The organism is Paenibacillus sp. SORGH_AS_0306 (genome assembly GCF_030819345.1).
In the GTDB taxonomy this organism is placed as follows: Bacteria; Bacillota; Bacilli; order Paenibacillales; family Paenibacillaceae; genus Saccharibacillus; species Saccharibacillus kyungheensis.
The window spans coordinates 502,884-529,475 of record NZ_JAUTBP010000001.1 but is presented as its reverse complement, the minus strand read 5'-3'; the positions used below and the strand labels follow the sequence as shown (position 1 = coordinate 529,475).

The following is a 26,592-nucleotide window of genomic DNA, read 5'->3' as shown; positions in this document are numbered from 1 at the left end:
TACATTGTTTTCTGCTCTGATCCTGCTTGGGACCGAGACGGAAAAGATGATCGCCATGTGATTCTTTTTTGGACTCAGTGCCTTTTTAGTGATGAACTAAAAGGTTTTTTTGTGTTACAGCGTGTATATCATACTGAAAAAAGGAGTATTATGAACATGTCGTTGCCATCACTCACCAAAAAGATAAACAATGCTTCTCCCGGTTCTACAGCGAATCAGACAATATTCGGAGTTTTACTTGCAATCTCCCTTGTTCATTTGTTTAACGATTCGATGCAATCGGTCATTCCAGCTATTTTTCCTATTTTAAAAGAAACGATGAATCTTAGTTATACACAAATCGGTTGGATTGCGTTTGCGATTAATTTTACCGCTTCTATTATGCAACCTGTTGTTGGTCTTTTTTCAGATAAGCGTCCTACCCCTTCTCTCCTGCCTATCGGAATGGGATTTACATTTACAGGCATGTTATTACTTGCTTATGCAAGTTCTTATTCAGCAGTGTTGCTAGCTGTAGTATTTGTCGGATTAGGGTCAGCAACTTTTCATCCTGAAGGTTCCAAAGTGTCTCATATGGCGGCCGGGAATCGAAGAGGATTGGCTCAGTCTATTTTTCAGGTGGGTGGTAATGCAGGACAATCACTAGCTCCCCTGCTCACTTCACTGATCTTTGTACCGTATGGCCAATTCGGAGCTATCGGATTCACCGGAGTTGCAGCCGCAGGAATTATTGTTCAAATCTTTATCGCACGCTGGTATGGACGAACAATTCGTAGTGAAAGTTTTGCTAAAAAGCATCGCAATGCTGGAAAAATTCGCCCTGAACTGAAAAATCGAATTGCATTTGCAATGATTATTTTAATTTCACTTGTTTTTGTGCGCTCCTGGTATTCGTCTTCGATTGCAAGTTATTATAGTTTTAATCTAATCGAGGGTTTTGGATTAAGTGTAGGCGATGCACAGATTTACATTTTTCTATTTTTAGCGGCTGGGGCTTTAGGTACTTTTTTCGGTGGTACACTAGCAGATCGTTTTGGAAAACGAAACCTTATTTTTGCATCGATGGCAGGTTCAGCACCTTTAGCTTTGATTTTACCGTATGCTAATTTATTTTGGAGCGGCGTATTGTTAACGATTATCGGATTTATTCTTATTTCTAGCTTTTCAGTCACTGTCGTCTATGCTCAAATGCTTATCCCTGGCAAAATAGGTACCGTATCTGGATTGATTACAGGATTAGCTTTTGGATTAGGTGGACTTGGAGCCTTAGTCGTAGGTAACTGGATTGATAAAATAGGGATCTCGCCTGTGATGCAGTTATGTAGCTTTTTGCCATTACTTGGAGTCATCACGTTCTTACTTCCTTCTGATCGCAAATTAAGCGAATGGACAGAAGGTGCTTCTGAAGCGTAATCGCTATATAATCGTGCTTTTAATAAAATAATATATAGAAAAAAGCCTACCCTTTATACAAAGGATAGGCTTTTTTGGTTGAATAGATAATACTTAACCTGCGCTAGAAGCAGATGAAGCACCGGAAGCAGCAGCACTAGAAGAAGCTGCAATATATCCATTTTCCATAGCTTGTACTTTAGCTTGTTGTACATAAAATTGTAGTTTAGCCAAGTCTTGTTTCACTTGATCTACATGCACTTGATATTGGAATTTATCAAAATCGTATTTTGTCACTACACCAGCGTTGTAACGAATCTGCATATTGGTATTATCCAGAGTCACATCACTTACTGTACGTTGCGCGGTTACAACACTTTTATATGCTGTATCTGCATCAGTGTAACTTGATTCGATAGATTTAGCCAAATCAATTTTACCTTGAGTCAATTGTTGTCTAGCAATTTCAGTATTTGCTTTGGTTGCTTGCTCATCAAAGCTGTTGGCTGCATTTTTATCTTGGTTATCTTCTTCCCATTGAGCTTGAACAATGCCATTAGCAAGCGTCTGTACTTGGTATGAAGAAGACAAGATTGTATCTACATTTTTCTTTGTAACCGGTTCTACAGTTACATCAATATCTGTTAATTGAATATTTGGATTGTATTCAATACCTAGATCAAATGAAATAGTAATCAATGCTTTTTGGTACGCATCTTCAAGATTAGTTAAGTTATCTTTTTCTGCTAACAAAGCACGATTTGCTTTATCGATATCTTCTTGTGTACCTGATCCTAGAGACTGTAATGTTTGAGCACGTTGTACATCACGAGTCAATACATCGATATAGTCTTTAGACAATTGAACTTGTTTTTGACTTGCCAACAGTTGTACATATTGACCTGTCATACCAAGTTTGATACCTTCTTTAGCTTCATTGATTTGAAGTTCTGTATTTTCTTTTTGAGTATCCAAGCTGTTAATATTTTTTTCTAGTGTTTTACGAGAAGTTTCAAGTTGTGTGTTTTGAGCGGCTGCGCTTTTATTTAGTCCATCCGAAATTTTACCTACAGCATCTTGAAGTTCTTTTAATTGTTGCTCGTAAGCATCACTTGGATCTGGCTTTGATGGTTCAGGAGTAGGTGCTGGTGTAGGATCAGCAGCATCTGTAGCACTAGCAGATCCAGAACCACTATTGTCTGTTGTTGCAGCTGGCGTAGCATCTTCTGCTTGAGCGCTCACTGTATTAGCAGCTTTTAGTGAAGGACTTACTGTAGTTACAGAACCACTTTGTGGATCATCACCATTAACACCTGAATCTGTACCACTACCATTATCAGATGGAACATGCAATACAGGAGAGCCATTACCTGTTTGAATATTAAACTGATTACTCAAGTCAACTAGATTTACACCTAGACTCGCATTTTGTTGATCTAACACTTTATATTTTAATTGAAGAAGTGCAAGGTTATAAGAATCATTTAGTGCTAGATTGATAACTGTATTTAGATCCAAAGTATCAAGCTTTTTCAATTCGCCTGCTCCAGAGATCGTTAATTGTGATGCTGGGGTAGCTGTTATGTCTGTTACAACTGGAGTCGGTATTGCATCCGCAGCATGAGCCATAGTTAGTGGTTGAGATGCTACAAGTACCATAGCCAGAAGAGAAGCGCCGACCATTCCTTTTTTCATATCCATATTACCTCTTTTCATATATTCAAAAAAATACTTTCACTCGCAAATGAATGCTTCTGCCAAAAACATTTAGTATAGCTAATAAAATTAATTTAGCATTACTAACAAAATAAATCAACTACAATTCAATAAATCATTTATAATTAAAAATAAGTTTGATTTAAAAAATCGTTTCTTCTACTTATATAAATGTATGAATACCCTACCTCTATATTATATACCTTAAATGACATATACGTAATCCTTGTTCAAACATTATTTTAAAATAAAATCATACCTTGAGATATCCCTTTCCTTAAGTCCACTCTAATAAAATGACCACCAGTGCTACTAAAATAGACGCAGCAAGTAAAAGATGTATTTTTTCTCGCACCATAGCAGGCTTTGTATTTATATAATGAAGTTTGTGATTTGGCGTATTATTGTTCCTCTGATCTGGATCATAATGATCTGTCGGTCTCACAATGAATCACCTTCTCTTCCATATATTGTATATATTATGATACTACAATCTTACCATTCGTCACACAATATTCACAATCTTATTCTGCATAAATGAAGCATCCACTTTTAGATTTAATTTATCTTATCCAAATCTACATCCAGAGGTTGAGGTCGGTTCAAATTTAGTTTGATACAATTGACAAGCACCGTAAAAACAATCTATAATTCAGCCATGAACTATAGAGTATAAATTAAACTGGTGAGTTCAGAGGAGGATACTGTAACTATGAAAAAAAGCTGGCCAACGGCCTTTACAGCGATTCTGTTAGCTGTTAGTTTGACAGCATGTTCAACAGAGAAAGCTGCAGTGGAGCCGGCAAGTAGTAGTGTCGAAGTCACAGCCGTCAAAGAAGTAACATTAGATGCGGTCTATGACTTATCAGGCACCCTACAAGCATATGATGAGACCCCTGTTTCTTTTAAAATCGGTGGAACAGTCACTTCAGTGAATGCCGATATTGGGGATCAGGTTACAAAAGGGAAAAGTTTAGCCCAACTAGATAGCGCAGATTTACAACTTGATCTCGACAATGCCAACCAAAGTGTTGCCGCAGCTCAAGCATCCCTCAGCAACGCACAAGCTTCTCTTACCAGCGCACAAGCTTCTCTTAGCAATGCGCAAGCCGCCAAACAAGCAGCTCAAGCAGGTATCGCATCTGCGGATGCACAAATTCAAAGTGCGAAAGTTCGTGAGCAAGGCGTAGCCGCTGGAGCTCGTACACAAGAAAAAGCACAATCACAAAATGCAGTAAACAAAGCACAAACTGCTTACAATCAAGCCAAAACAGCAGCCGATCGTGCCAAAACACTATTTCAAAATGGTCTATTAACGCAACAAGAAAATGAACAAGCTCAAACGACTCTTGCTACAGCGCAAGACAGTCTGAATGACGCCAAAGAACAACTTTCTCTTCTATTAGAAGGAGCAAGCGCATCAGATCGTGCAGCAGCTGCTTCTACTGTTAAAGAAGCTGAAGTTGGTCGTCAAAGTGCTGTTGCTAGTGTAGAACAAGCCAATTCAGGAATTGAGCAAGCAAATGCAGGTATCGAACAAGCGAATGCAGGTATTAGCCAGGCACAAGCAAGTTACGAACAAGCTGTTATTGCTAAAGAAACCGCTCAATTGAATTTATCTAGAGTAGGACTTGCTGCTCCTGTATCCGGTGTCGTATTAGAAAAAACGATTTCTAATGGACAAACGGTAACTGCGGGTACAGCTATGTTTACACTTGGTGAAATTAATAAACTTAAAGTGTTGCTTCCTATTGCAGATAGTGAAATCAGTAAGTGGAAAGTTGGACAACAAGTTAGCTTAAACCTTTATGATGAAGCACGTACAGGCAAAGTCACAAAGCTTTATCCTGCCACCAATGAAAATACAGGTTCTATCAATGCAGAAGTAACGATTGATAATCCTAAATTAGATTGGAAACCCGGTCAGGTTGTCAAAGCTTCTCGTCAAGCTGCTTCATTAAAAGGAATCGCGATTCCTGTAGAAGCGGTTGTAAGTACAGGCTCTGAACCGTATGTATTCAAAAATGTAAATGGTAAAGCTGTCCAAACCCCTGTTGAAATTGGTAATCTATACGACAATCGTTATCAGATTACTAAAGGCTTAAAAGTAGGCGATCAGGTGGTGACTCAAGGAGCCGACCGTTTATTTAATGGAGATGCCCTTACAGTAAGTGAGGCGACCACTAAATGATCAAATATATCGTCAAAAAGCGTAAAATTACGCTTGTCTTCTTTATCATGCTTATCCTTTTCGGTATCGTAAGTGCATTGCAGTTGCCTAAACAATTAATGCCAGATATCGTTGTAAAAACAGCAACAGTTACCACTACTTATCCTGGTGCAACTCCAGAGTTAATGGAACAAACGGTCACCAAAGTGTTAGAGCAGAAGATTAAAGAAGTTACCAATCTGGATACGATCTCTTCTACTTCCAGTAACGGAGTATCCAGTATCGTGATTCAAGCTCTTCCCTCAGCAAACGCTAAAGACACATGGAGTGAGTTACGCCGTAAAGTGCAAGATGCTGAAGGCGAACTTCCTTCTGATGCTAACACGCCTGTCGTTAATGACAATTTAACACAGACATTTGTTCAATCATTTGCTGTATATGGCAAAACCAAAGAAGATATTTATGCTTTAAGTGATCTTATGAATACATGGCGTGACCAACTTCGCTCTGTACCGGGTATTACCGATGTAGCGATTAAAGGTATCCCGGATCAGCAAGTTCGAGTAGACGCTGATATGGCGAAGTTAAAACAGTACAATATTTCGTGGGAATCGGTTATGCAAGCGATCCAGTCTGAAAATAACCGCGTACCTACAGGTGATATTGCCTACCAATCACGTACTTATCAATTAACGGTTGATGAATCTCATGATGTAGATTCCCTCAAAAATATTGTTGTTTTTCAAACAGAAGCCGGTATTCCTGTTTATGTTAAAGACATAGCTAATGTGCAATTGGTAACGGATAAAGAAACGTACTTAGGATATTACAACGGTGTACCTGCAATTTCACTCGATATCAGTAGTGAAACAGGTTCTGATGTACCTACAATGCATGAGCGTGTAGCAGAAAAAATGTCTTCACTTGAAAAAACATTGCCTGCTAACATCAAGATTACTTCCCTGTTTGCTCAAAAAAATGAAGTAGATCGTATTTTCAATGATTTGATTCGTGAAATGTTAATTGCGATTTTGGCAGTTATTATTATCTGTATGCTTGGATTGAACTGGTTAACAGCTTCTTTTGTAGCTTTGGCTATTCCAGTCTCAATCGCACTCGGTCTGATCCTTTTGCCTACTTTGGGAATATCGCTGAATCAGATTACGATTGTAGGATTGATTATCGTACTGGGGATACTGGTCGATGATGCGGTTGTTGTGAATGATAACATTGAACGACGATTAACCGTACTCAAAGAAAGCCCGACCGATGCAGCTATAAACGGTACCAAAGAAGTATCGATCTCTATTATTACTGCTACATTAGCAACAATCGCGGCTTTTGCTCCATTAATGTTGCTTGAAGGCGATATGGGATCATTTATTCGTCCGATTCCAACCATTATCTCGTTATGTATGTTAGCTTCGATGATTATGGCATTAACGATCATTCCTATTTTCCGTGAATGGTATGAAGAGCGTCGTAATGAACAAGGTAAAACACATGGCACAGAAAAACCTGCTGGACTATTAGGTAAACAAATCCAATCGTTAACGAATGGCTATGCTAAAAAATTAATGCCTAAAGTGTTAAAACGTCCATTAATTGTCGCTTTAACAGGACTTATTGTGAGTACACTTGCTTACGGATTAGCTGCTTTTACACCAATCGAGCTATTCCCAAGTTCATCTGATCCTCAGTTAACGATTAATGTATCGTTGCCTACAGGTACTTCTTTACAGAAAACAGATGAAGTCGTACAAGGCGTTGCGAAATGGGTCAAAAAACAGCCAGGTGTTGAAAATATAGCTTATGCTTCTGGTGGCGGTGCACCTCAGTTATTTACCAACCTTAGTCTAGGTGGCGGTGGTGTAACGACCGGACAGATTCTAGTCACCGGTGAAGAACATAAGCTCGATGTAGCTACAGCGTCAGAACAGTGGTCTGATCAACTTAAAAAAGATTATCCAGGTATCAGTATCTCTGTAAAAGCTACAGATTTGGGTGTCTCTGTAGGTAAAGCAGTATCGATCCGTATTCTAGGTGATGATCTAGAAGAAATTCGTAGTTTGACAGATAAAGTGAAACTGGCGATTGCTGATACACCAGGAACATATGGTATTACTGATAGTATCGGTGTCGAAAATTATGCTTTGAACTTTGTCGTTAATAAACAAGCGATGGATCAATATAAAGTGAGTTATGAGAACTTAACACGTACACTATTGATGATGGGTAGCGGTATTAGTGTAGGTGACTTTGATAACGGTGAAGACCTAATCGATATCAAGCTTTATATGAAAGATTCTACAAATGCTAGTCCAACAGCACTATTCCAACAAGTCAGTATTACTAACTCTGCTGGAACTCAGATTCCATTATCACAAGTGGTTGAAATGAAACCATCATTTGCGATTCAACAAATCGATCGTTACAACTTAACACGAGTGAATACGATTGAGGCAGATGCGAATGGACGTACAGCTACAGAAGTTATGCAGGAATTAGAGCCTAAAATAAAACAAATTAATTTCCCTGAAGGATACACATGGGATGTCGGTGGAGCAACGTCCAGTCAAACAGATACCTTTACTGATTTGGGGCAACTGTTTGTAGTCGTTATCTTCCTGATTATTATCTTAATTATGATTCAGTTCTACTCGCTTTCGATTCCGATGATTATTATGACTACAGTCTATCTAGCGGCTGCGGGCGGTATATTAGGATTATTTATTACTCGTACACCAATCGGATTTATGTCAGTCATGGGGATTATAGCACTCGCCGGAATTGTTGTAAGGAACGGTATCGTATTGATCGAATTTATAGAAGATGCAAGGCATGAAGGTATGGAACTAACCGATGCTATTATCTCTGCGGCATCTGCTCGTTTCCGCCCTATTCTTCTTACCTCGTTGACAGCGATTGTGGGTATGATTCCTATCGCTACTGTCGGTGAACTATTGTTCCGACCGCTTGGGGTTACTATTATTTTCGGTCTTGTGTTCTCGACGATTTTGACATTGTTTGTAGTGCCTTCCTTATACATGGTTGTTGCTAGACGGAAAGATAAAAAAGCAGCCCGTAAATTAGAACGCAAGCAACAACGTCGTGAAAAGTTGAATTTAAGTAAAAAAGTGTAATCGAATTATTCTGTAGATATGAATGTGTACTGGATAAGAACAGGCTTCTTTTCAAAGAGCCTGTTCTTATTTTATAATGACGTGATGACGTAGCGGTAAAGGAGATGTGCACTTGAAAAACAAAGAAGATGAAATTATTGAAGTAGCACTTCAACTCTTTTCCGTAAAAGGGTATACAGCTACTTCCGTAGATGAGATTGCGAAGGAAAGCGGAATAGCCAAAGCTTCTTTTTATAAATTTTTTCAAAGTAAAGAAGATGTGCTAGTGGCTACCGTAATGATGCATGGACGCAAAATCGATGAAGCGATTCGTATCATGTATTCTGATACTCAGCTAGCTTCCGAGCAAAAAATTGCTGAATTTGTCCGTATTTATTTACAAAATTCGTTAGATACCAAATTCCATACGATGATGATGTCGATGCATGATAAAAGTTTATTTCATAGCGAAAAGCTAATCGAAGCTTTTTTGATTGTAGAATTCAAACTAAGCAAATGGACTACCGATTGTCTGGTAGATATCTATGGTGAACAGGTTGAACCTTTTGCTTATGATGTTATTTTTATGATTCGCGGCATGATGATGCAGTACTTGATTTTACCGATGATGGGTCTCAAACCGAATACTACAGACGAAGAATTTGCTGCCCTTCTGGGGAATACAATCGATATATGGATCAAAGGCATGATAAAATATAATTATGTACCGATCTGGGATTGGAAGCAGCTTAAAGTAGATCCTGAACATATTAAAGAAAGCCCTGTTTTTAAAGGGATTATTATTCATGATGCCCTGCTAGACCTCAAAAGATTACTGCATCATCTGCAAGTCTCTGATGAGCAAAAAGAAGATTATCGTCAGGTTCTACACGAGCTAGAACAAGAAATATTAAGTACTCATCAACGAAAAGGAATGCTCAAAGCGATGTTCTCTTTTCTTTCGCAAGAATCTTCACTTGTAGAAAAATGTACGCTTTTGCAATCTGTACTGGATATCTAATCGTATTGATGCCAAAAAGCTGCTTCCTGTTATGATGACAGAAAGCAGCTTTTTGTTTTATATTTTAGTAATGTGTTAGATCATTTTTTTGTTATCACTATCACGCAAGCGAACTTTGAGCTGATCAATCGTTCTCTCCAGTGTTCCAATAGCATCGGTTACAATACTGCGATCTACTGAATCTTCAACCTCTTTCATACGTGCAGAAGCTCGCTCGCTTTCATATGTCTGACGACGTTGAAGTTCATTATATTTATCAAGCAAGTCTGTAATGACTTTGTAAAAACGCTCATAATCTAAAATAACATCATCTAGAAAAAAGTCGACTTCTTCTTGAGAATAGCCACGCATTTTGGTCGCAAAATCTTTTTCATGAATCGTAAGTGCATCGAACTTAATCCCCAACTGTTTAAATAAACGCTTTTGATCTTCTAGCTTACGCTGATAATTCTCATCTACAGCCATGATGATGATCCCCCTATTCCCGTAAGAACTTATACTCACATACAGTTCTTTTTTATAAATGTACCATAAACATAGCATAGGGGAAAACAATCTGCTCAAAGATATTTCACCTGAGGATACAGATGATATCGAACTTGTCAGAAGATACGTTATAACATCAAGGCATAGAAGATGTTAACGATTGTGCTGCTCTCCACAAATCCAGTTGTTTTTGCTCTTCTGCTATTAAACGTTCGACGCCTGCTGATTGTAATTTTTGCAAAAAAACAGGCAGTACTTTTTGCGGATTAACAGTTCCATTGATAAGTGGTCGATAATACTCTGCCAGTACATTATTGATTGCTGCTACTTCTGTAGATACGGGCGCAATATTCATATTAAATCCGAGTGCTGGTGCTGGGATATTGCCACTATTAAATGCTTCGTATTGTTCATACGTATCTTGAGGATACGATTTATCAAAATAAGAAATAAAAATATTGCCCCACATCCAACCATATCCATAATCATACTTGGGATTCAGCGGATCGATTCCAGGCGCAGGTTCAATATGCTTATCGTCTACTTTGACATAATGAACTCCTTCAATACCATGCTTTAATAGATTAGCAAGATAAGGATCAGTGTATAACAATTCCAAAAACATCATCGCACGTTCAGGCTGCTCAGAAGATCGAGGAATGGCAAAAGCACCACTTTGTACATCGCCTGTCTCAATCACACCCTGCCCGATATTAACATAATCGAGATCATAACCCAATTGACTGCTACGCTCATATACATAGTTAGGCGCATAAGATAACGCTCCTGCGAATATTTGACCTGTTTTCCAATCATTTTCCGCATCATACATCGGATCTTTTGGTAAATAGCCTGCTTGATTCCAGCGATACATCGTTTCTACAAAATGCTTAAATTCAGGGGTAGCGTACTGATTGAATACGTTCGTATCATCACGCTTAAAAGCAGGCGATTCTCCGATATTGATCGCACCTGGCAAATACCAATCTCCTGCAATATGATTCATTGGAACAGAGCGGTACAACATTTCCGGTGTATCGAGTGGTCGTAATTGAGGTTCATGTTGATGAACGATCTGCAAGAATGGCTCTATATCTTGCCATGTTCGAATATGATTGATCTTCAAATGGTATTTATCTACAATGTCTTTGCGCATCAGTATACCGTATTGATGTCCGATTTCTTTGTTAAGAGGTACAGCATACGTCTGATTATCAACCAGCATCCCTTTCCACAAAATAGACGGAATCGATTTTTGCATACCTACACCATATTCCTTTAACAAATGATCCAGCGGCAAAAAAGCTCCTTTAGACACATTCGCTAAATAATTATTTGTCCAAGAGCTGGTGAATACTAGATCGGCTGGCTGGCCGGAAGCTAGAATAGCCGGTATTTTCGCTTCAAATTCGGTTGGATTCAACGTAATAATCCGAATGGTGGCATTGATTTTGCGCTTTAGATATTTGTTCACTTCGTCCATCACTTTAGCTTGATCTGGCATTGGATTCGCATAATTGTAAAATACCAGTTCTGTAGGTGGAAGATTGCTTTGCGTGACCTCTTGCCCTGTCTGTGATGATTGTGAAGTCGCTGAATATAAAGTGATATCTGGCTTACCCTGCTTCTGACAACCTGCTCCAATAAACAACAATACAGATACCACCAGAATCAAAACAATTCGGTGATATCTGTATCTGGAATGATTCATAAAATCCTCCTTACTTTGTGTTAGCCTTTGATACCACCAATCGTTAATCCTTTAACAAAGTACTTCTGGAAAAACGGGTATGCACAAAGAATCGGTGTTAGCACAATGACCAGAATAGCCATTCGTGCGCCTTCTGCTGGAATCTGTGCCATCAGCATATTGTTGGTGGCTGAAGTCGCGTTACTGGTCACAAAATCAATATTAGACTGCAATTTCATTAACATGTATTGTAGGCTGACTAATTTGGGATTGGTGATATACAGTTGTCCAAGAAACCAATCGTTCCAATACGTCACTAAAGTGAACAAACCAACTGTAGCCAGACCTGGCTTGGACAATGGTAGCACGATACGGGCAAAAATATACCACTCTCCTGCTCCATCTATTCTTGCTGCTTCTAAAATTGCTGTTTCGATAGACTGCTGCATAAACGTTCTCAAAATAATAACATTAAAAGCACTCAGTGAATACGGTAAAATCAAAATCCAAAACGTATCTGCTAGATGCAGTACATTTGTATTTACAATATAGGATGGAACCAATCCACCGTTAAATAACATTGTGAAAAATAAGAAAAATGCCATCACATTACGATAACGAAAATCACGTCGTGACAATACATACGAGAATAACGCAGTGACCAGTAAGCTGAATAATGTTCCAATAGCGGTAACTCCGATCGTAACATATGCTGATTGTAGAATCTGATCTCCGTTGCGGAACACATAACGGTATGCATCCAGACTCCATTCTGATGGTAAAAACTGATAACCTTTTGCAGATAAGCTAGCTTCACTGGTGAATGAGATCGCATAAACCAGAATAATTGGAATAATACAGACTACACACAGCACAATCAAAATCAGGTTAAATACAAGATTCCAACTTTTTGGAAGCTGATTGAATTTACTAGATGTTTGCTCCATCGAAATTCCCCCTTTTCTAGAACAGCGCGCTGTCTTTGTCCATTTTTTTGACGATCCAGTTGGTAATAATCACAAGTACGAATCCGACAAACGATTGATATAAGCCTGCTGCTGCCGTCATACCGTAGTTCCCCATCGAAGTTAGACCGTTGTAGACATACGTATCAATAACCTGTGTAACGGGGTACAGAGCGCCCGAATTGTATGTCACCTGATAGAATAGTCCAAAGTCAGCATAGAAAATTTTACCGATACTTAGAATGGTCATAATAATAATGATCGGCTTCAGACAAGGAATCGTAATAAAGCGAATTTGTTGCCATTTACTAGCGCCATCAATCGTAGCGGCTTCATAATACTCCGGTGAAATACCTGTGATCGAAGCAAGGTAGATAATACTGCTGTACCCGACACTTTTCCAGAAAAAAACGAAGATCAAAATGTACGGCCAGTATGTCGTCTCGGAATAGAAATTAATCGGATGCATTCCCATATAAGTAAGAGCTTGATTGATAATACCTTTGTCTGCACTAAGAAAAGCGTAAAAGATCAAGGCTACAATCGTCCATGATAAAAAGTAAGGCATAATGAGGATCGTCTGATAGGTTTTGGAAAGGAATCGGTTACGAATCTCATCGAGTACAATCGCTAGGGCGACTGCGAGAATCAGTCCGAAAATAATAAAAACGAAGTTATATAACAAAGTATTACGGGTAATCAGCCAGGCATCGCCTTTGAACAAATATTCAAAGTTTTTGAATCCAATCCATGGACTGCCTAGAATCCCATCGTAGAAATTATAATTTTTGAAAGCAAGGATGACTCCGAACATCGGCAAGTAGTTAAACAAAACCAGCAAAATTAATGCAGGTAATGCCATCAAAAAAAGAACTTTGTTTTTACGCAATTCATACAAAAAGGTCATGATTGAAGTCCCCTTTCTCTCCGGTATCTCTCTTATGTGCTTATACTTTTATTATGAGCAAGAGACGGTAAGGAAACTACGCTAAGTTCTTTAGGTTATGTGTACTTTTTTTAGGTAAGCGTTATCAAATTAGAATTGTGGGATTGAAGGCGACTTCATTGTGTTAGTTTTATTTACATTTTTACTGATAGATAATTTAAGTTGATATATTTGTAGACCGCTCCGATAAAGGATTACCCTGTCAATCGCTGGTAAGACTTGGATATCTTGATTTGACCGCTTAACGGTCGATATCCAAATCTTAAAGGCGAACGCTTCGCTTCTATCGGGTAATTCCTTTATCTCCGCTCTGTGCTAGGATCATATTTGGGAGACGATTAATTTAAAAACTTTTGAATAAAGTTAAGCATAATAATGATATGAAAGTAAATGTAGTATGTTGGAAATGGACACAGCATGGGGTTGAAAGTTTGAGGTAAAGAAAAAGGATACTATTTGTAGTAAATAGCATCCTTTTTCTTTATTCTTTATTTAATTCTGACCAGAGTAGATAACCTATACCTATGATCACAAAAATGATAGGTATAGCTAAGTTGTATGGTGTAAGCGTCCAAGTTAGCATCTCTTGTATAGCTGTATTAGACATGCCATTACTATGAAAAGTCATTGCGGTTACTACTATAAAACGTAAACTTTGTTGCTCGATGATAATGATTAATCCTAATGATAAAAATATAGTTCCTGTAGCTCTTTTATTCAAAATAATTCATCATGTCTTATAATCTACTTCCTTAGCAGATTATAATTTAGAACCACTTTCAAATTGTTACTTTATGCTGTTCATAAAACTTCGCAAATCATCTGCGATAGCTTTGGATTGAGTGTAATGCAGATAATGAGTACCGTCTAATAGAACCACTTTGCCATGTACTGAATTTTTGATCTGTTCTTCATGTTGAGTTGTCCAGTTTTTAATATCAGGATCATTTTGGACTAGAAAGAAAATAACAGGCAAGTTTTTAGGGAATTGTAAGCCTTGTACCGCTTTGAAATTTGTAGGTAATAACTGTGCTTCGCTGACAATATCAGGATTCATCAAGTTTTTGAGCGTGATCATTTTAATTTGTTGTTTGGTATTGTCATCGACATCCGGTGTCATGATCTGAGATGGATTCAATTTGACTAATAAACGGTAAAATCCTGATTTTTGCAATATGCTAACCGATTCGGTATCCATCACTTCTGTCGGCTGTGTAGGGAAACTAGAATCAATTCCCGCAAAAGCAGTCACTTCATTAGGATATTTATTGACATAATCTAATCCATAGATGCCTGAAATCGAGTGACCCATCAGAATGTATTTATTGATTTTCAATTGTTGCAATGCTTCATGAATCTCGTTCGTAATGTTGTCTACTGTCCGCGGTTTGTCGGTGACATCACTTAATCCATAACCGAATGGTTCCACAACGACCACTTTGTAATGTGGAGATAGTTGTTCGATTAATGGTTTGAAATCAAGTGCTGGCGATGCTGTACCGAAGCCTGGCAATAACACAATCGTTTGCTTGCCTTCTCCTTGAATCATAACATTCATGTTTTTCCCATCGACCACAACAGATTGTCCGTATGGTTGAATTTTGCTTTGTTCTGACTTGCTAGCTACTACGTTAACAACATAGACTGTCGCTAGAAAAATAACAATTAACAATACAATCACTGCGACAGTTTTGAGCATAAACTTAAATACCTTTTTCATAAATTCATTCCTTTAATTCTAATTTGATACATATGTATATCATTATTTAATTATAAAGCATTGTATAACGTTTATCCAACTTCGTGTTATACGAAGCTATTGACATATACTATATACAAAAAGAGATTACCTTTACAGGTAACCTCTTTGCAATCGATATCATCATTACGCTTTTTGATAATTTCTGTAGCTTATTTCGTCACATCAATATTAACTTCTTCCGGGCGATAGATCGTAGTAATCGATCCTTCAGTATCAGTGGCAAACATCACCGTACGTTCTGCATCCAATAGGAAACTATAAATTTTGGCGCTAATCGGATCTTTCACTTGAATCTGAGCATTAGCTCCGTATTCAGATACAAAGATATACAGATTGCCTTTTTCGAAAGATAATTTGCGTCCATACACTCCAGATAATTCATCACCTTGTATCCATTCCAATTCAGACGATACGTCTGCTTCAGCTAATGCATACTCGTAGAGAGCAATCTGTGTTTCTGTACGATCGCTTAATTCTACCGGCAATGGACTCCAAATGATTTTACCTTTACCGATATTAACATTTTTCACTTGAGAAATACCTGTTAACGGTGCTTGTTTGACCAATTCAGCAATACGCTTACGACTGAACGATACAGGTAAAATCTCTTCACCTAACTGCAACGCTTCTTCGCGGCGTACATTAGATAAAGGAGCGCTCTCAGTCACTTCACTAAGGCGATCGGTATGTTGCCAGTATTCATCTAATGCTAGTGGACCTGTAAATAATAAAGTACTGCCATACTCTTCTACATAATCTAACAATTGCTTGAGCGCTGCGCTCTGGAAGTTATGAGGACTGGATACGATAATTAATTTGGGTACATCACCTGTCGTTAATTCGTGTAAATGATATTCACCAAAAGCACGCGCATGTACATTTAATTCATACGATAAAGTACGAATCAATTTGGTAGTCGCATCATGAGCGAATTTACGATTAGACAGATCATTAGAATACGGGAAAACAACAGCCACTTCTTCCAATTGACGATTTTCAAATAGATCACGAGTCGCCGCCATAAAGCGTCCGAAATCATAAGATACATCGGCTTCTGGCTTTTCTGTACCATCGGCTCGCACTGCTCCGATATGAGATTCATTGACATTGTGCATATAAAAATTAATATTCCAGATCCACTGTACAACCCCTGCTCCGCCTGTTGAAAAAGCATACGCATATTTGCGTTCTAAAATATATTTCAATTCATTTTCGCTACGTTTGGCTTTGCCTTCCGGTGTCTCAATATACATAATGCCTGTTTCTTGAATCAAATTCGGCTTTTGCGGTGTCTTGGTGAAAATGCCGTCCCATACCAGATCGTCCATTTCCCACCATGAATGTACCGTTGTATAATCGACAGTCTCTGCATACAGCAATGGCGATGGTCGTTGTCCGGCTAGACCTTCATCTTGTCCAACAGTAACTAATTGCTTGGGCTGAATACTTTGGATCATACGGGTAAGATCCGTCGCCCAGCGGTTATGCATATCCATCGTAAACAGATTATAATCCAGCCAACGAGTACCTTTTTTCGGATGAATCGATGTAGGATTGTAGCTAATATCATTCACATGAACTGGATATACTGCATCAAAGTTTGGTAATTCTTCCGGTGTCATATTCCAGCGCTCTTGCACTCTGGTAATATCGCTATCATAACGCTTTTCGACCCATTCTTTGTAAGCGGCAATCTCAAATTCATCGTATACCGGTTGTGGGCCTGAAAATGGAATATCTGGATTGAACATCGATGGTTCATTGATCAGATCCCAATGGATATTAGATGTGTGACGATGACGGGTCACAATTGCTGAAATAAAACGCTTCTGCGCTTCTACACTACGTGGATCAAGATACGGGTTAACCCCTTCCCAGGCTTCCGGTGTAAATGCAAAAAAGTTAAATGTCAGTTCATGACCATGCTTTTTACTTGTCAAAATAAACGCATCGATCGCACGCATCACTTCTTCATACGGATGACCATCGACAAACATTACATGACGCCAAGCGCTCCATACGCCTGTGCGCAGATAGTTAATTCCTGCATGCTTCATCTGTGCCATATCTTTATCCCAGACCGCCGCATTCGGTAAAAATAAAAATTTACGCGCTACATCTGAAGTCATATATGTCATACCCACAATTGGTAATGGACGACCTTCTTTGCGGAAATAATCGCGATCGGCTGTTAACATTTCCCCTGTTGCCAAAAAGTCTGCATCAAATCCCCAGAATCCTTGATGAATATTACGAATCTCACCAGACGGAGACGTGATCGTTCCTTCCAGACGGTAATATCCAGCTTCAATTGTGATCTCAACAGGCAAGCGTACAATATCCAGTTCACGCGAAGATGAGATCTTTAATTCTTTTGTCCAGACGTCTGTAAATTGACCGGATAAATCCTGATCTTCTTTAGCCACTTGTAGCTTAAATGTCCATTCTCCGCTAATATCTGCACTTGTAGAATGACGTTGTAAAGATTGTAATTGAATCGTTAGTGTTGGACGTTCTCCTGGTTCATAGCTGGCATAGTTAGGCTTTACCCAGATTTCTGTCACGCCTTTAGCAGCGAATTCGCCCCACCTAGAAATAGCTTCTACTCCTTTTTCCCAGAACGATGCTCCTGCTAGTTGATTGACAAATACCCAGCGTCCACCTGCATAAGCGCCTTTTGTATTTTCGAGCAAAATAGCAGGCGCAGCTACTTCACGTCCGTCCTTGGAAATTCCTTTGAGCAGTGGATAAATATGAGCATCCATCGGTCCACTAGAGCCACCCTGTGCAGGATGATCGTTGGCTTTGGTTACATGAAGTGCGAATCCCCATGTGCTCTGACGCTCAAATAAAGATTCTTGTCCTGCAAATAACGGAAAATCTGTACTTGCTTTATAATGATCAATCGGTGTTACTTCTACAGGCAACACTTCATTTATATTCAAAATTTGATGATATGCTGTTTGTTCATGTTCAGCTTGCCATCCATCTGCTGTTTCATTTACAGGATTGCGGAAAGGAATACCGCCTATATGTACAAACCCTTTACTGTCATTCAAATGATTATGAATAGCTGTCCATGCTTGTTTGGGAAAGTAACTGCCATGCAGATGAATAAACAAATCTGCTTGCGTAAGCGCTTTAGCAAGTTCGTTCGCATTAACAACCGTACCTTGTTTTTGTAAATGAGTCAGTTGTTGCTCGTTCGGACGTTGCCCATCAAATGGAAAAGCAGGATCATAAAAAATAACAGTATGGAGCTTAGAAATTAGAGTCATAACAATCTCCTTCATATACATTGGATTGGAATACAACTGGATTGGAAAGTTTCGGACACTTGGAGTTAGACCGCTATGAGAAGATGAATGTTCTTGTCGCCGCTGTTGGACATGAATCCTATGTATAACTGCTTTGCAGTAAAGATTCATGTCCAAAGGCGATCATAGTCTATGCTTCCGAAGTACCTTGCGAAAGCTTGTAACTCTTTCAGAACAATCATATTCCCTTCGCTCTATGCTCTTGCATCCTCATTTCTAAATCATTTTGTTCGTAATGAGGGTGAGTAAAGGGAAGCCTTTTACAGATAACTTTAGTTGAACATGCATACATGATAAAGATTGGTTAGTTATAGCTCAGTGTTGTTATATTCTTTTACTATAACTTTCTTTTACTATAACTGATTTTATTAAGTTACGCATTAAGTAATTTTTGAAATAATTAATTTCAACTTTATTCAACTTTTCAATGTGTTTGAATATGATGAATGGGTAAGTAAACCTTTTTGCATCGCTTTATAGATCAATTGTGAAAATAAGCTATTCGACCATGCAAACCATGGACGGGTAAAAACAGTCGGATCGTCTGAATGGAATCCTTCGTGCATATAACCTGTATTGGCATCCGTACTTTCTAATAGATGGATCATTTCTAACATTTCAGCATCATTGTTAGCAGTTAACCCTTGCATCGACAATCCCATATGCCAGATGTACCCTGCTGGTGTATGAGGACTACCCATTCCTTTAGCCGCTTTCCCTTCAAAATAATACGGATTTTCATTACTTAAAATAAATTTGCGTGTATTCAGATACATCGGATCGTTCACATCACAATATCCTAGATAAGGCATTGATAATAAGCTCGGTGTACCCGCATCATCAACCAGACAGTAATTGCCAAACCCATCGGTTTCATACGCATAGATATTCCCATGTACCGGATGTCGATAAATGCCATACAATTCGATTCCATGCTGAATTTCTTCTTCCATTTCGGCTAATTCTGCGCAAAAAGCTTCATCCCGATAAACAGCTCGTACCATTTCTTGCATTTGGCGTAACGACACGACCGCAAACATATTGGAAGGAATACTATAATGAAATTCGCACGCATCATCACTTGGACGGAATGCTGACCAGATCATCCCTGTATAGTTCACCGGCATCCCTAACCCTTTGTTCCGAATCGTATCAATAGCCGGACAATTGCGTCTGGTAAAACGGTACGGTGATTCTTCCATATGACGTTGTTCTGTTCGCCATAACTGGAAAATTGTACGCAACCCCTGCTTAAATCCTGCATCAAAAATATCGGTATTCCCGCTTGTTTTCCAATAGTGATACGCTAACCGAATCGTAAAACAAAGTGAATCTAACTCGAACTTGCGCTCCCATACCCACGGACTCATCTCTCGTTTCATCTGCAGGGTCCCAGTGCCAATCATTCGCTGTTTCGTTAAAAGAATTCGCATATGGATCAATCTCCAGATAGAACATATGTCGCTTTATCAATCCGCTAATCATACGTTGCAAATCTTTATCTTCTTTACAAAGTGGAACATAGTGTATCAACTGTTCTACTGAATCCCGCAACCACATCGCTGGAATATCTCCTGTAATCACAAAAGTAGTGCCATCATCCATCAATTTGGTAGTCGTCTCTAACGTATTGGGAAAACAATTGCGGAACAGTTCAGCTAACTTGGGACGGTGAGCTAATGTTTGCTCTGCTTCTGCTAGCACATCCTGAACTGCCTGTGGCAGCTCGAATGTGGACATTTGAACATGTTCTAACTTTTCTAGCATGATGATTCCCCCTTATTCCATTTCAACGTTTTGATCTCATACGGTTTGAATGATAGTTCTAGTTGATTATCTATCACAGGTAATGTTCCAACATGATCTTCCAGTATATTGACCAGTGTGATCGCATGATCGTCTGTTATATCAGTCTGTACAGGCCATTGAATACGAGCGGTGCCACGACTACCTGAAGATTCATACAGACGGATAATCGTGCCTTGTCCATCTTCTGCTGGCTTGATCGTATCGAGAATAATATGCTCACTATGATAGGAAAATAGCGATGTAGATAGCTGATGATCTACAACTGTCGATATTTTTTTATCTATAGTCGTTGTAGTTTCAATAATTCTATAAGATGCAGGTTGATTGAGTTCTGCTGCTGCACGTACAATGTGCGCTTCACGCCAATCTCCACCATGTGGTAATAGTGAATAGGTGAACTCATGATGACCTAGATCGGCGCCTTTATCAGGCCATTTAGGTGCCCGTAGTAACGAAAGGCGCATATTGCAATCTTTGATATCATAGCCATATTTACAATCATTAAGCAGACTTACTCCATAATTACCTTCTGAAATATCTGCCCAGCGATGTCCACAGACTTCATATTGAGCTTTGTCCCAACTCGTATTAGTATTCATGGTGCGTTGCAAAGCACCAAATGGAATCTCATATGTCGCTTGCTCTGCTATCAGATCTACAGGGAACGATACTTTTAGCAACTTATGACTTTCATTCCACTCTACTTCTGTTTTAAAATCGATTCGGCGATTGTCATTATACAAATATATATGTTGGGCAATGATCGACTGTCCGATCTGCCAGCGGAATTGTAATATATCTCCTGTCTGTCCACTCATAATTACCTGAGAAGAAATACACACAGCAGTATCGGCTATCTGATCGGCAAAATGAGGATCAATATCCCATGCATCCCATAGCAACGGACGATCATGATAAAAGCCGAACACATTACCATGCTGATTTTCTTTTAATACGTTGCGTTCATACTGCTTATCATACAAAGCAGTAATCTCGCCTTGCTCGCTAAACTGAATACGATAAAAAGGAGTTTCCCAAACTGAAGGCACTGCTTTTCCAATTTTTACTTGAGATTGGAATCGTTTATCGGTATCTATACTACTAGCAGATGAAACACTGTGATCACTTTCTGAACGTAGCCAGATCACGGTATAACCGAATGCAGGAATCGATGGTATATAGACTCTTAAAGTGTATTTATTTTCCAATTGAGACTCATTTTTTGTGGATAACTTTGTTGCATTTTGCGCTGTAGATAGATCGGTATTGGTTGTATGTCCTGGTAAAACAGGCTTGGCTGATGTAAATAATAACTGTGGCACTTGAGTTGTTGTAGACGGAATCGATGTGGGTACAGTCTGCTCAATAGTAGCTTGTGAGACTACATCACTGCGCAACACTGTTCCTGATTGATCATATACATGAACATCAGCTAGCTCGGCGCCACCTTCAATCTCGATCCATTCTCCACGTTCCCAACTTAGACTATTGAACACAGCATACGCTGTACCTTGTTGATCCGACTGTGCTAACTGCTGTCCAATCCATGCTGTCCACGGAGTGAGCGCTTGATCCAGAGCACTTGCCCCAATCTGTAAAATCTGAGCATATTCGACTTCAGACGTATCGTACACTTCTGGAATCGCCGAACCCGGGACAATATCATGAAACTGATTAAGCATAATACCAAGCCATCCATTTTTGAATTGTTGTCTGGTAATTGCTCCATCTTGTTGTTGTTCAAAAAGAGCAGGATGTACTGATAAACCCTTATCCGCAGATTGCTTCGCTAGTACTTTTATACTTTCAGATATGGATGTATCTTCTTGTCCTATAGATAATTCAGCAGGTACACTATTCGATAAACTGCTTTGATTGAAATAGATCGTGGTGAGTCGTTCCCATACTTCAGCTTCACGATACAGTAATTCTGCTTTGCGGTTATGACGCTTATTCCATGCTTGTGTCGTATACGTTCCGCGATGTAATTCTAAATACAGATCACCACGCCATACAGGTAGCTCGTCTGCTGATTCCAAAGTCTGTTCAAAAAACTGCTTGGCTGTTCCAAATTCTGCTTGGGGTAATCCCACCATCAACTCGGCATGTTCTACATATTCAATCATTTCATGGGTGACTCCGCCGCCGCCATCTCCATGTCCGTAGAGTAGCATCTGCTGAGGATGGATATCTTTTTGACGGAAATATTCCCAGTGTTCTGCGATGTCTTTAGGTGTAGTCGATTCGTTCACACCATGATTCAGATAAGAAAGGATCGGCGTACCATCAATGCCTACCCAGTGGAACAGATCATACGGGAAAATATTCGTGTCATTCCAATTCAGCTTGGTCGTCATAAAATAATCGATTCCGGCTTGACGCAATAATTGTGGCAATGAAGCACAATAGCCAAATGTATCAGGTAACCATTCGATCGTAGAAGTGATACCAAATTCTTCACGATAAAAGTGCTGTCCATACAATAGCTGACGAGCTAATGACTCCCCACTTGGAATATTCAGATCAGGCTCGACCCACATTCCTCCAACCAATTCCCAGCGACCTTCCGCGATTCGTTCTTTCACTTTGGCATATAGCTCTGGATAATGATCTTTCACATAAGCAAACAATTGCGGTTGACTCTGTGAGTAAATAAAGTCAGGATATTGCTCCATTAACGTACACATGGTTGAAAATGTACGACTGGACTTACGAACAGTCTCCCGTACCGGCCATAGCCATGCGATATCAATATGCGATTGTCCGATCATGTACATATATCCACTTTCGGATGCATTGGGAGCAAATACGACTACCTGTTCTCGTAGTATTTCTTCCAGTTGTTGCCACGGTTCTTCCAGTTGCCATGATTCTTCCGGAAGTGCATATGCAGCATGCATCGTTTGTTCTAACGCTTTTTGGATTTCGATTCGGCGCAATTCATTTTCAGGCAAACGGCGCATACTATGTAGCAATATCTGTACACTATACATCAGACTACGCAGTCCACTGTTGATACTGACCAGACTAGCCTGATACCCTCTCAATGGAGCTACGTATTCGGGTTGTCCATTTAACGGATCATGAGGTTCAGGAATCGGATCGTATAATTCAATATCAAGCGTTATGTCTGTACCGGTATATGACTCTCGCAAAGGAATAAATGTATGATTTTTATCCAGCCCATGATAGAACTCGCCATTGATTTTCAGTAATCCTTCTCCACCGCCTGCGTTAAAAACCAAGCCGACAGGATGGGCTGACCATGAAGCTGGAATCTGGATATTGGTTTGTAAAAAGTAGGTGATGCCATACTCTTCTTTCAATCTCATATCACTGTTCTGGCGTGGTACTAAAATCTCATAATGATCAGGTGTAATATAACGAGCTTCTTCTACTGTCCATTGATTCAGTTCTTGCGTATCCAACCATTGTTTTGTAGATAAAAGTTTAATAAATCGTTCGATCCGGTACATATACAGCCTCCTCGAATAATCATTGTTTTGAGATACAATCATACATGTTGATATTAATACTCAGATAACCTATTCCAGACTAGCGTACAGTCAACGTTACAACCTGACCTTCTACTGAATTACTGCCTACTTGTATATGGAAATCACCAGGCTCTACAATACGGTCTAATTGAGAAGTGACTAATTCTAAATGTTCTGGTGTCAAAGTGAATGTAACAGTTGTAGTCTCTCCCGGTTGTAAAAAGACTTTTTGAAATCCTTTGAGTTCTTTTTCCGGACGAGTGACAGAAGCGAACAGATCGGTCAAATACAATTGAGCGACTTCCCATCCAGCTACTTCTCCTGTATTGGTAATCTGTACACTGACTTGAGCATGTTCATCTGGTGCAATAACCGCAGGAGTAACAACAGGTGCATCATAAGCAAATGTGGTATAACTTAGCCCATGTCCAAAAGCATAAGCAGGTTGCAAATCCATTTCAAGATAACGCTTACCACGTGTACGCTTGCTATTGTAATACACAGGCAATTGTCCCACATGTCTAGGCACAGAGATTGTCAGACGACCGGATGGATTCACATCTCCATACAAAATTTCTGCCAGTGCATGACCACCTTCTTGCCCCGGATACCATGCTTCTATAATCGCATCCGCATGTTCATCAATCCACGGTTCTGCTACAGGTCGTCCATTGATATAGATAACAATCAGCTTTTTGCCAAGCTCATAAATCTGCTGACACAATTCGAGTTGTACCCCTGTCAGATTCAGATTGGAGCGGTCAATCCCTTCTCCACATTCCATATCACTTTCCTCTGAATCATGCACTAATGATTGACCTGTGCGCAAATCAATCGTTCCTTCGCCAAAATCACGAGCACTTGATCCACCGAGTACTAGAATAACTGTATCTGCTTGCTTGGCGGTATCTAAAGCAAGATCAAATCCTTCGCGGGAGTCGTCTTTGATCCGGCAACCCGGTGCATATAGCAGTTGATCACTGTCTGCTCCTAACTTTTGACGTAATCCTTCTAACAAGGTTATCACTTTGCCTGCTGGTTGTGGAGAAGTATAATCGCCTAACTGGTTATATGGTTTATTCGCATTTGGGCCAATAACTGCTATTTTTCCAGTAGATGATGGTTGTAATGGTAATGCGGATGCTTCGTTTTTGAGCAAAATAATTCCTTGTCTAGCGACTTCACGAGCCAATTCAATATGTTCTGGACTATGGATCACACGTGCGGCACGTTCTGGATCGACATAAGGTTGATCAAATAATCCTAACTGAAATTTTACTTTTAGCAGACGACTGACGGCTTGATCCAAATGAGCCTCTTGAGCGATTCCTTGCTCCAAAGCAGATTTGAGGTATTTGCCAAACATATACCCTGACATTTCCAGATCGATTCCTGCTTGGAGCGACAGTGCTGTCGCTTTTTCTCCTGTCTCTGCCACATTGTAACCATGCACCAGCATATTCATAGCGCTTGCATCGGTGATAATAAAGCCATCAAATCCCCACTGTTGGCGAAGCACATCATCCAATAAATATTCACTGGATGTACAAGGTACTCCATCAATTTCGTTATATGCAGTCATGACCGAGATGGCTCCTGCTTCAATTGCTTTGCGAAACGGAACCAGATCGATCTCATGCAATTCTTTCATTCCCATATGTACAGGTGCAGCATTGCGTCCACCTTCTGAAGCTCCATAACCGACAAAGTGTTTTAAGGTGGCAATCACTGTATCCGGTGAATCTAATCCTTTGCCTTGTAGACCGATCACAGCAGCAGCGGCAAGTTCTCCTGCGAGGTATGGATCTTCTCCATATGTTTCTTCTGTTCTTCCCCAGCGTGGATCACGCACAATATCGAGTACCGGTGAATAGGTAGCCACGCCCCCTTGACTGCGCGTTTCTATCGCTACCGCTTCACACATTTGTTGATACAAAGCTGGATTCCATGTGCTTGCTGCAAGTAGTGGAACAGGATAGACTGTTGCACCGATGGCCATATGTCCATGTGAACATTCTTCGCCAAACATCAGCGGAATCCCTAATCTGGAATGTTCGATCACAAATCGCTGAATATCATTGAGTGCAGCAGCGCCTTCGGCTGGGGATAAGCCCGTTTCCAATGTGACTTCTGTCCATGGATCAGCACGTAAAGTGGCATATAAGGAACCGATTTTCCCTTGACGAATGTCTTCTTTAAATTCTTCAGTCAGGGTAACTGTTCCATCTTCATTCTTAGTAAAAGTGCGCCAGCCAAACAATTGAATCAGTTGCCCTACTTTTTCATCCAGTGTCATTTGAGCAAGCAGGTCTTGCACGCGTTCTTCGGTAGAAAGTGCTGGATTTTTATAACTAGTCATAGTGATCATCCTTTCGATTGGAGTTGCAGGGTAGGAATAAAGTGGAAAGTTTCTGCACGTCTAGGGACACCGCTGCGGGGAAGAGTGGCTATTATCGTCGCTGTTGTAAAGGAATCCCTGAATAAACCGCTTAGCGGTAGGGATTTCTTTACAAAGGCGAGCGCTTCGCTCTTTCATAGCCTCTCTTCCCCCTCCGCTCTGTGCTAGGTGCGAATTTCTCACGTTTATTTCTAGCAACTTGGGTGGGCAGTGTAGGGACATGGTAAAGATAGAATAGTAGTGATGATAGGGAAATATGAGTTTTGGTTTGATGTTTTGGTTTGATGTTTTGATTTAGAGT

14 protein-coding genes and 1 pseudogene are annotated in these 26,592 nt (G+C 39.7%); 4 read left to right on the top strand and 11 right to left on the bottom strand.

The window, feature by feature from the left end; genetic code table 11:
• Positions 1-156 precede the first annotated feature (156 nt).
• Positions 157-1,413 carry an MFS transporter gene (locus tag QE450_RS02125; protein ID WP_273615218.1) on the top strand — a complete coding sequence of 419 codons (1,257 nt, stop codon included), beginning with the start codon at positions 157-159 and terminating at the stop codon, positions 1,411-1,413.
• A 93-nt stretch (positions 1,414-1,506) separates the two neighbouring features.
• Here the strand turns inward: QE450_RS02125 and QE450_RS02120 are convergent, their stop codons facing one another.
• Positions 1,507-3,087, bottom strand: a complete 1,581-nt coding sequence (locus tag QE450_RS02120; protein WP_307296479.1) for a TolC family protein — start codon at positions 3,085-3,087, stop codon at positions 1,507-1,509.
• Positions 3,088-3,820: 733 nt separating this feature from the next.
• Here QE450_RS02120 and QE450_RS02115 point away from each other — a divergent pair.
• The 3 genes from QE450_RS02115 to QE450_RS02105 all read left to right on the top strand — a co-directional run bounded on the left by QE450_RS02115 (position 3,821) and on the right by QE450_RS02105 (position 9,421).
• A complete protein-coding gene (locus QE450_RS02115; protein ID WP_273615215.1) occupies positions 3,821-5,299 on the top strand; it encodes an efflux RND transporter periplasmic adaptor subunit in 1,479 nt (492 codons plus the stop codon).
• Entirely contained in the window at positions 5,296-8,421 is a 3,126-nt protein-coding gene (locus QE450_RS02110) for an efflux RND transporter permease subunit (protein ID WP_204825307.1), read from the top strand. The genes QE450_RS02115 and QE450_RS02110 overlap by 4 nt, the downstream gene beginning before the upstream one ends.
• A gap of 112 nt (positions 8,422-8,533) precedes the next feature.
• On the top strand, positions 8,534-9,421 hold the full coding sequence (locus tag QE450_RS02105) for a TetR/AcrR family transcriptional regulator (protein WP_307296474.1): 888 nt from the start codon (positions 8,534-8,536) through the stop codon (positions 9,419-9,421).
• Between the two features lie 75 nt (positions 9,422-9,496).
• On the opposite strand, the gene QE450_RS02100 is transcribed toward QE450_RS02105, so the two are convergent.
• From QE450_RS02100 to QE450_RS02055, 10 genes and pseudogenes are all read right to left on the bottom strand, one after another.
• A complete protein-coding gene (locus QE450_RS02100) occupies positions 9,497-9,886 on the bottom strand; it encodes a DivIVA domain-containing protein (protein WP_204825309.1) in 390 nt (129 codons plus the stop codon).
• A gap of 157 nt (positions 9,887-10,043) precedes the next feature.
• Positions 10,044-11,618 carry an ABC transporter substrate-binding protein gene (locus tag QE450_RS02095; RefSeq protein WP_307296471.1) on the bottom strand — a complete coding sequence of 525 codons (1,575 nt, stop codon included), beginning with the start codon at positions 11,616-11,618 and terminating at the stop codon, positions 10,044-10,046.
• A gap of 20 nt (positions 11,619-11,638) precedes the next feature.
• The gene (locus tag QE450_RS02090; RefSeq protein ID WP_273615211.1) at positions 11,639-12,544 is read right to left on the bottom strand and encodes a carbohydrate ABC transporter permease; all 906 of its coding nucleotides are present in this window, start codon (positions 12,542-12,544) and stop codon (positions 11,639-11,641) included.
• Positions 12,545-12,560: 16 nt separating this feature from the next.
• Positions 12,561-13,469, bottom strand: a complete 909-nt coding sequence (locus tag QE450_RS02085) for an ABC transporter permease (RefSeq protein WP_204825312.1) — start codon at positions 13,467-13,469, stop codon at positions 12,561-12,563.
• A gap of 520 nt (positions 13,470-13,989) precedes the next feature.
• Positions 13,990-14,229 carry a hypothetical protein gene (locus QE450_RS02080; protein ID WP_273615210.1) on the bottom strand — a complete coding sequence of 80 codons (240 nt, stop codon included), beginning with the start codon at positions 14,227-14,229 and terminating at the stop codon, positions 13,990-13,992.
• A gap of 66 nt (positions 14,230-14,295) precedes the next feature.
• The gene (locus QE450_RS02075; protein ID WP_307296466.1) at positions 14,296-15,228 is read right to left on the bottom strand and encodes an alpha/beta hydrolase; all 933 of its coding nucleotides are present in this window, start codon (positions 15,226-15,228) and stop codon (positions 14,296-14,298) included.
• 191 nt (positions 15,229-15,419) lie between these two features.
• Positions 15,420-18,548: a glycoside hydrolase 5 family protein gene (locus tag QE450_RS02070; protein ID WP_307296464.1), complete on the bottom strand. Its 3,129-nt coding sequence runs from the start codon at positions 18,546-18,548 to the stop codon at positions 15,420-15,422.
• Between the two features lie 455 nt (positions 18,549-19,003).
• Positions 19,004-20,354: pseudogene (locus QE450_RS02065) on the bottom strand (glycoside hydrolase family 125 protein).
• On the bottom strand, positions 20,348-23,872 hold the full coding sequence (locus tag QE450_RS02060; RefSeq protein WP_307296461.1) for an alpha-mannosidase: 3,525 nt from the start codon (positions 23,870-23,872) through the stop codon (positions 20,348-20,350). The pseudogene QE450_RS02065 and the gene QE450_RS02060 overlap by 7 nt, the downstream one beginning before the upstream one ends.
• Positions 23,873-23,951: 79 nt before the next feature.
• Positions 23,952-26,252, bottom strand: a complete 2,301-nt coding sequence (locus QE450_RS02055; protein ID WP_307296459.1) for a glycoside hydrolase family 3 N-terminal domain-containing protein — start codon at positions 26,250-26,252, stop codon at positions 23,952-23,954.
• Positions 26,253-26,592 lie beyond the last annotated feature (340 nt).

Coding starts and splice junctions, on each gene's coding strand:
- QE450_RS02115 (WP_273615215.1), top strand. CDS start 3,821: ATGAAAAAAAGCTGGCCAACGGCCTTTACAGCGATTCTGTTAGCTGTT.
- QE450_RS02075 (WP_307296466.1), bottom strand. CDS start 15,228: ATGAAAAAGGTATTTAAGTTTATGCTCAAAACTGTCGCAGTGATTGTA.
- QE450_RS02085 (WP_204825312.1), bottom strand. CDS start 13,469: ATGACCTTTTTGTATGAATTGCGTAAAAACAAAGTTCTTTTTTTGATG.
- QE450_RS02090 (WP_273615211.1), bottom strand. CDS start 12,544: ATGGAGCAAACATCTAGTAAATTCAATCAGCTTCCAAAAAGTTGGAAT.
- QE450_RS02055 (WP_307296459.1), bottom strand. CDS start 26,252: ATGACTAGTTATAAAAATCCAGCACTTTCTACCGAAGAACGCGTGCAA.
- QE450_RS02060 (WP_307296461.1), bottom strand. CDS start 23,872: ATGTACCGGATCGAACGATTTATTAAACTTTTATCTACAAAACAATGG.
- QE450_RS02100 (WP_204825309.1), bottom strand. CDS start 9,886: ATGGCTGTAGATGAGAATTATCAGCGTAAGCTAGAAGATCAAAAGCGT.
- QE450_RS02125 (WP_273615218.1), top strand. CDS start 157: ATGTCGTTGCCATCACTCACCAAAAAGATAAACAATGCTTCTCCCGGT.
- QE450_RS02095 (WP_307296471.1), bottom strand. CDS start 11,618: ATGAATCATTCCAGATACAGATATCACCGAATTGTTTTGATTCTGGTG.
- QE450_RS02110 (WP_204825307.1), top strand. CDS start 5,296: ATGATCAAATATATCGTCAAAAAGCGTAAAATTACGCTTGTCTTCTTT.
- QE450_RS02120 (WP_307296479.1), bottom strand. CDS start 3,087: ATGAAAAAAGGAATGGTCGGCGCTTCTCTTCTGGCTATGGTACTTGTA.
- QE450_RS02070 (WP_307296464.1), bottom strand. CDS start 18,548: ATGACTCTAATTTCTAAGCTCCATACTGTTATTTTTTATGATCCTGCT.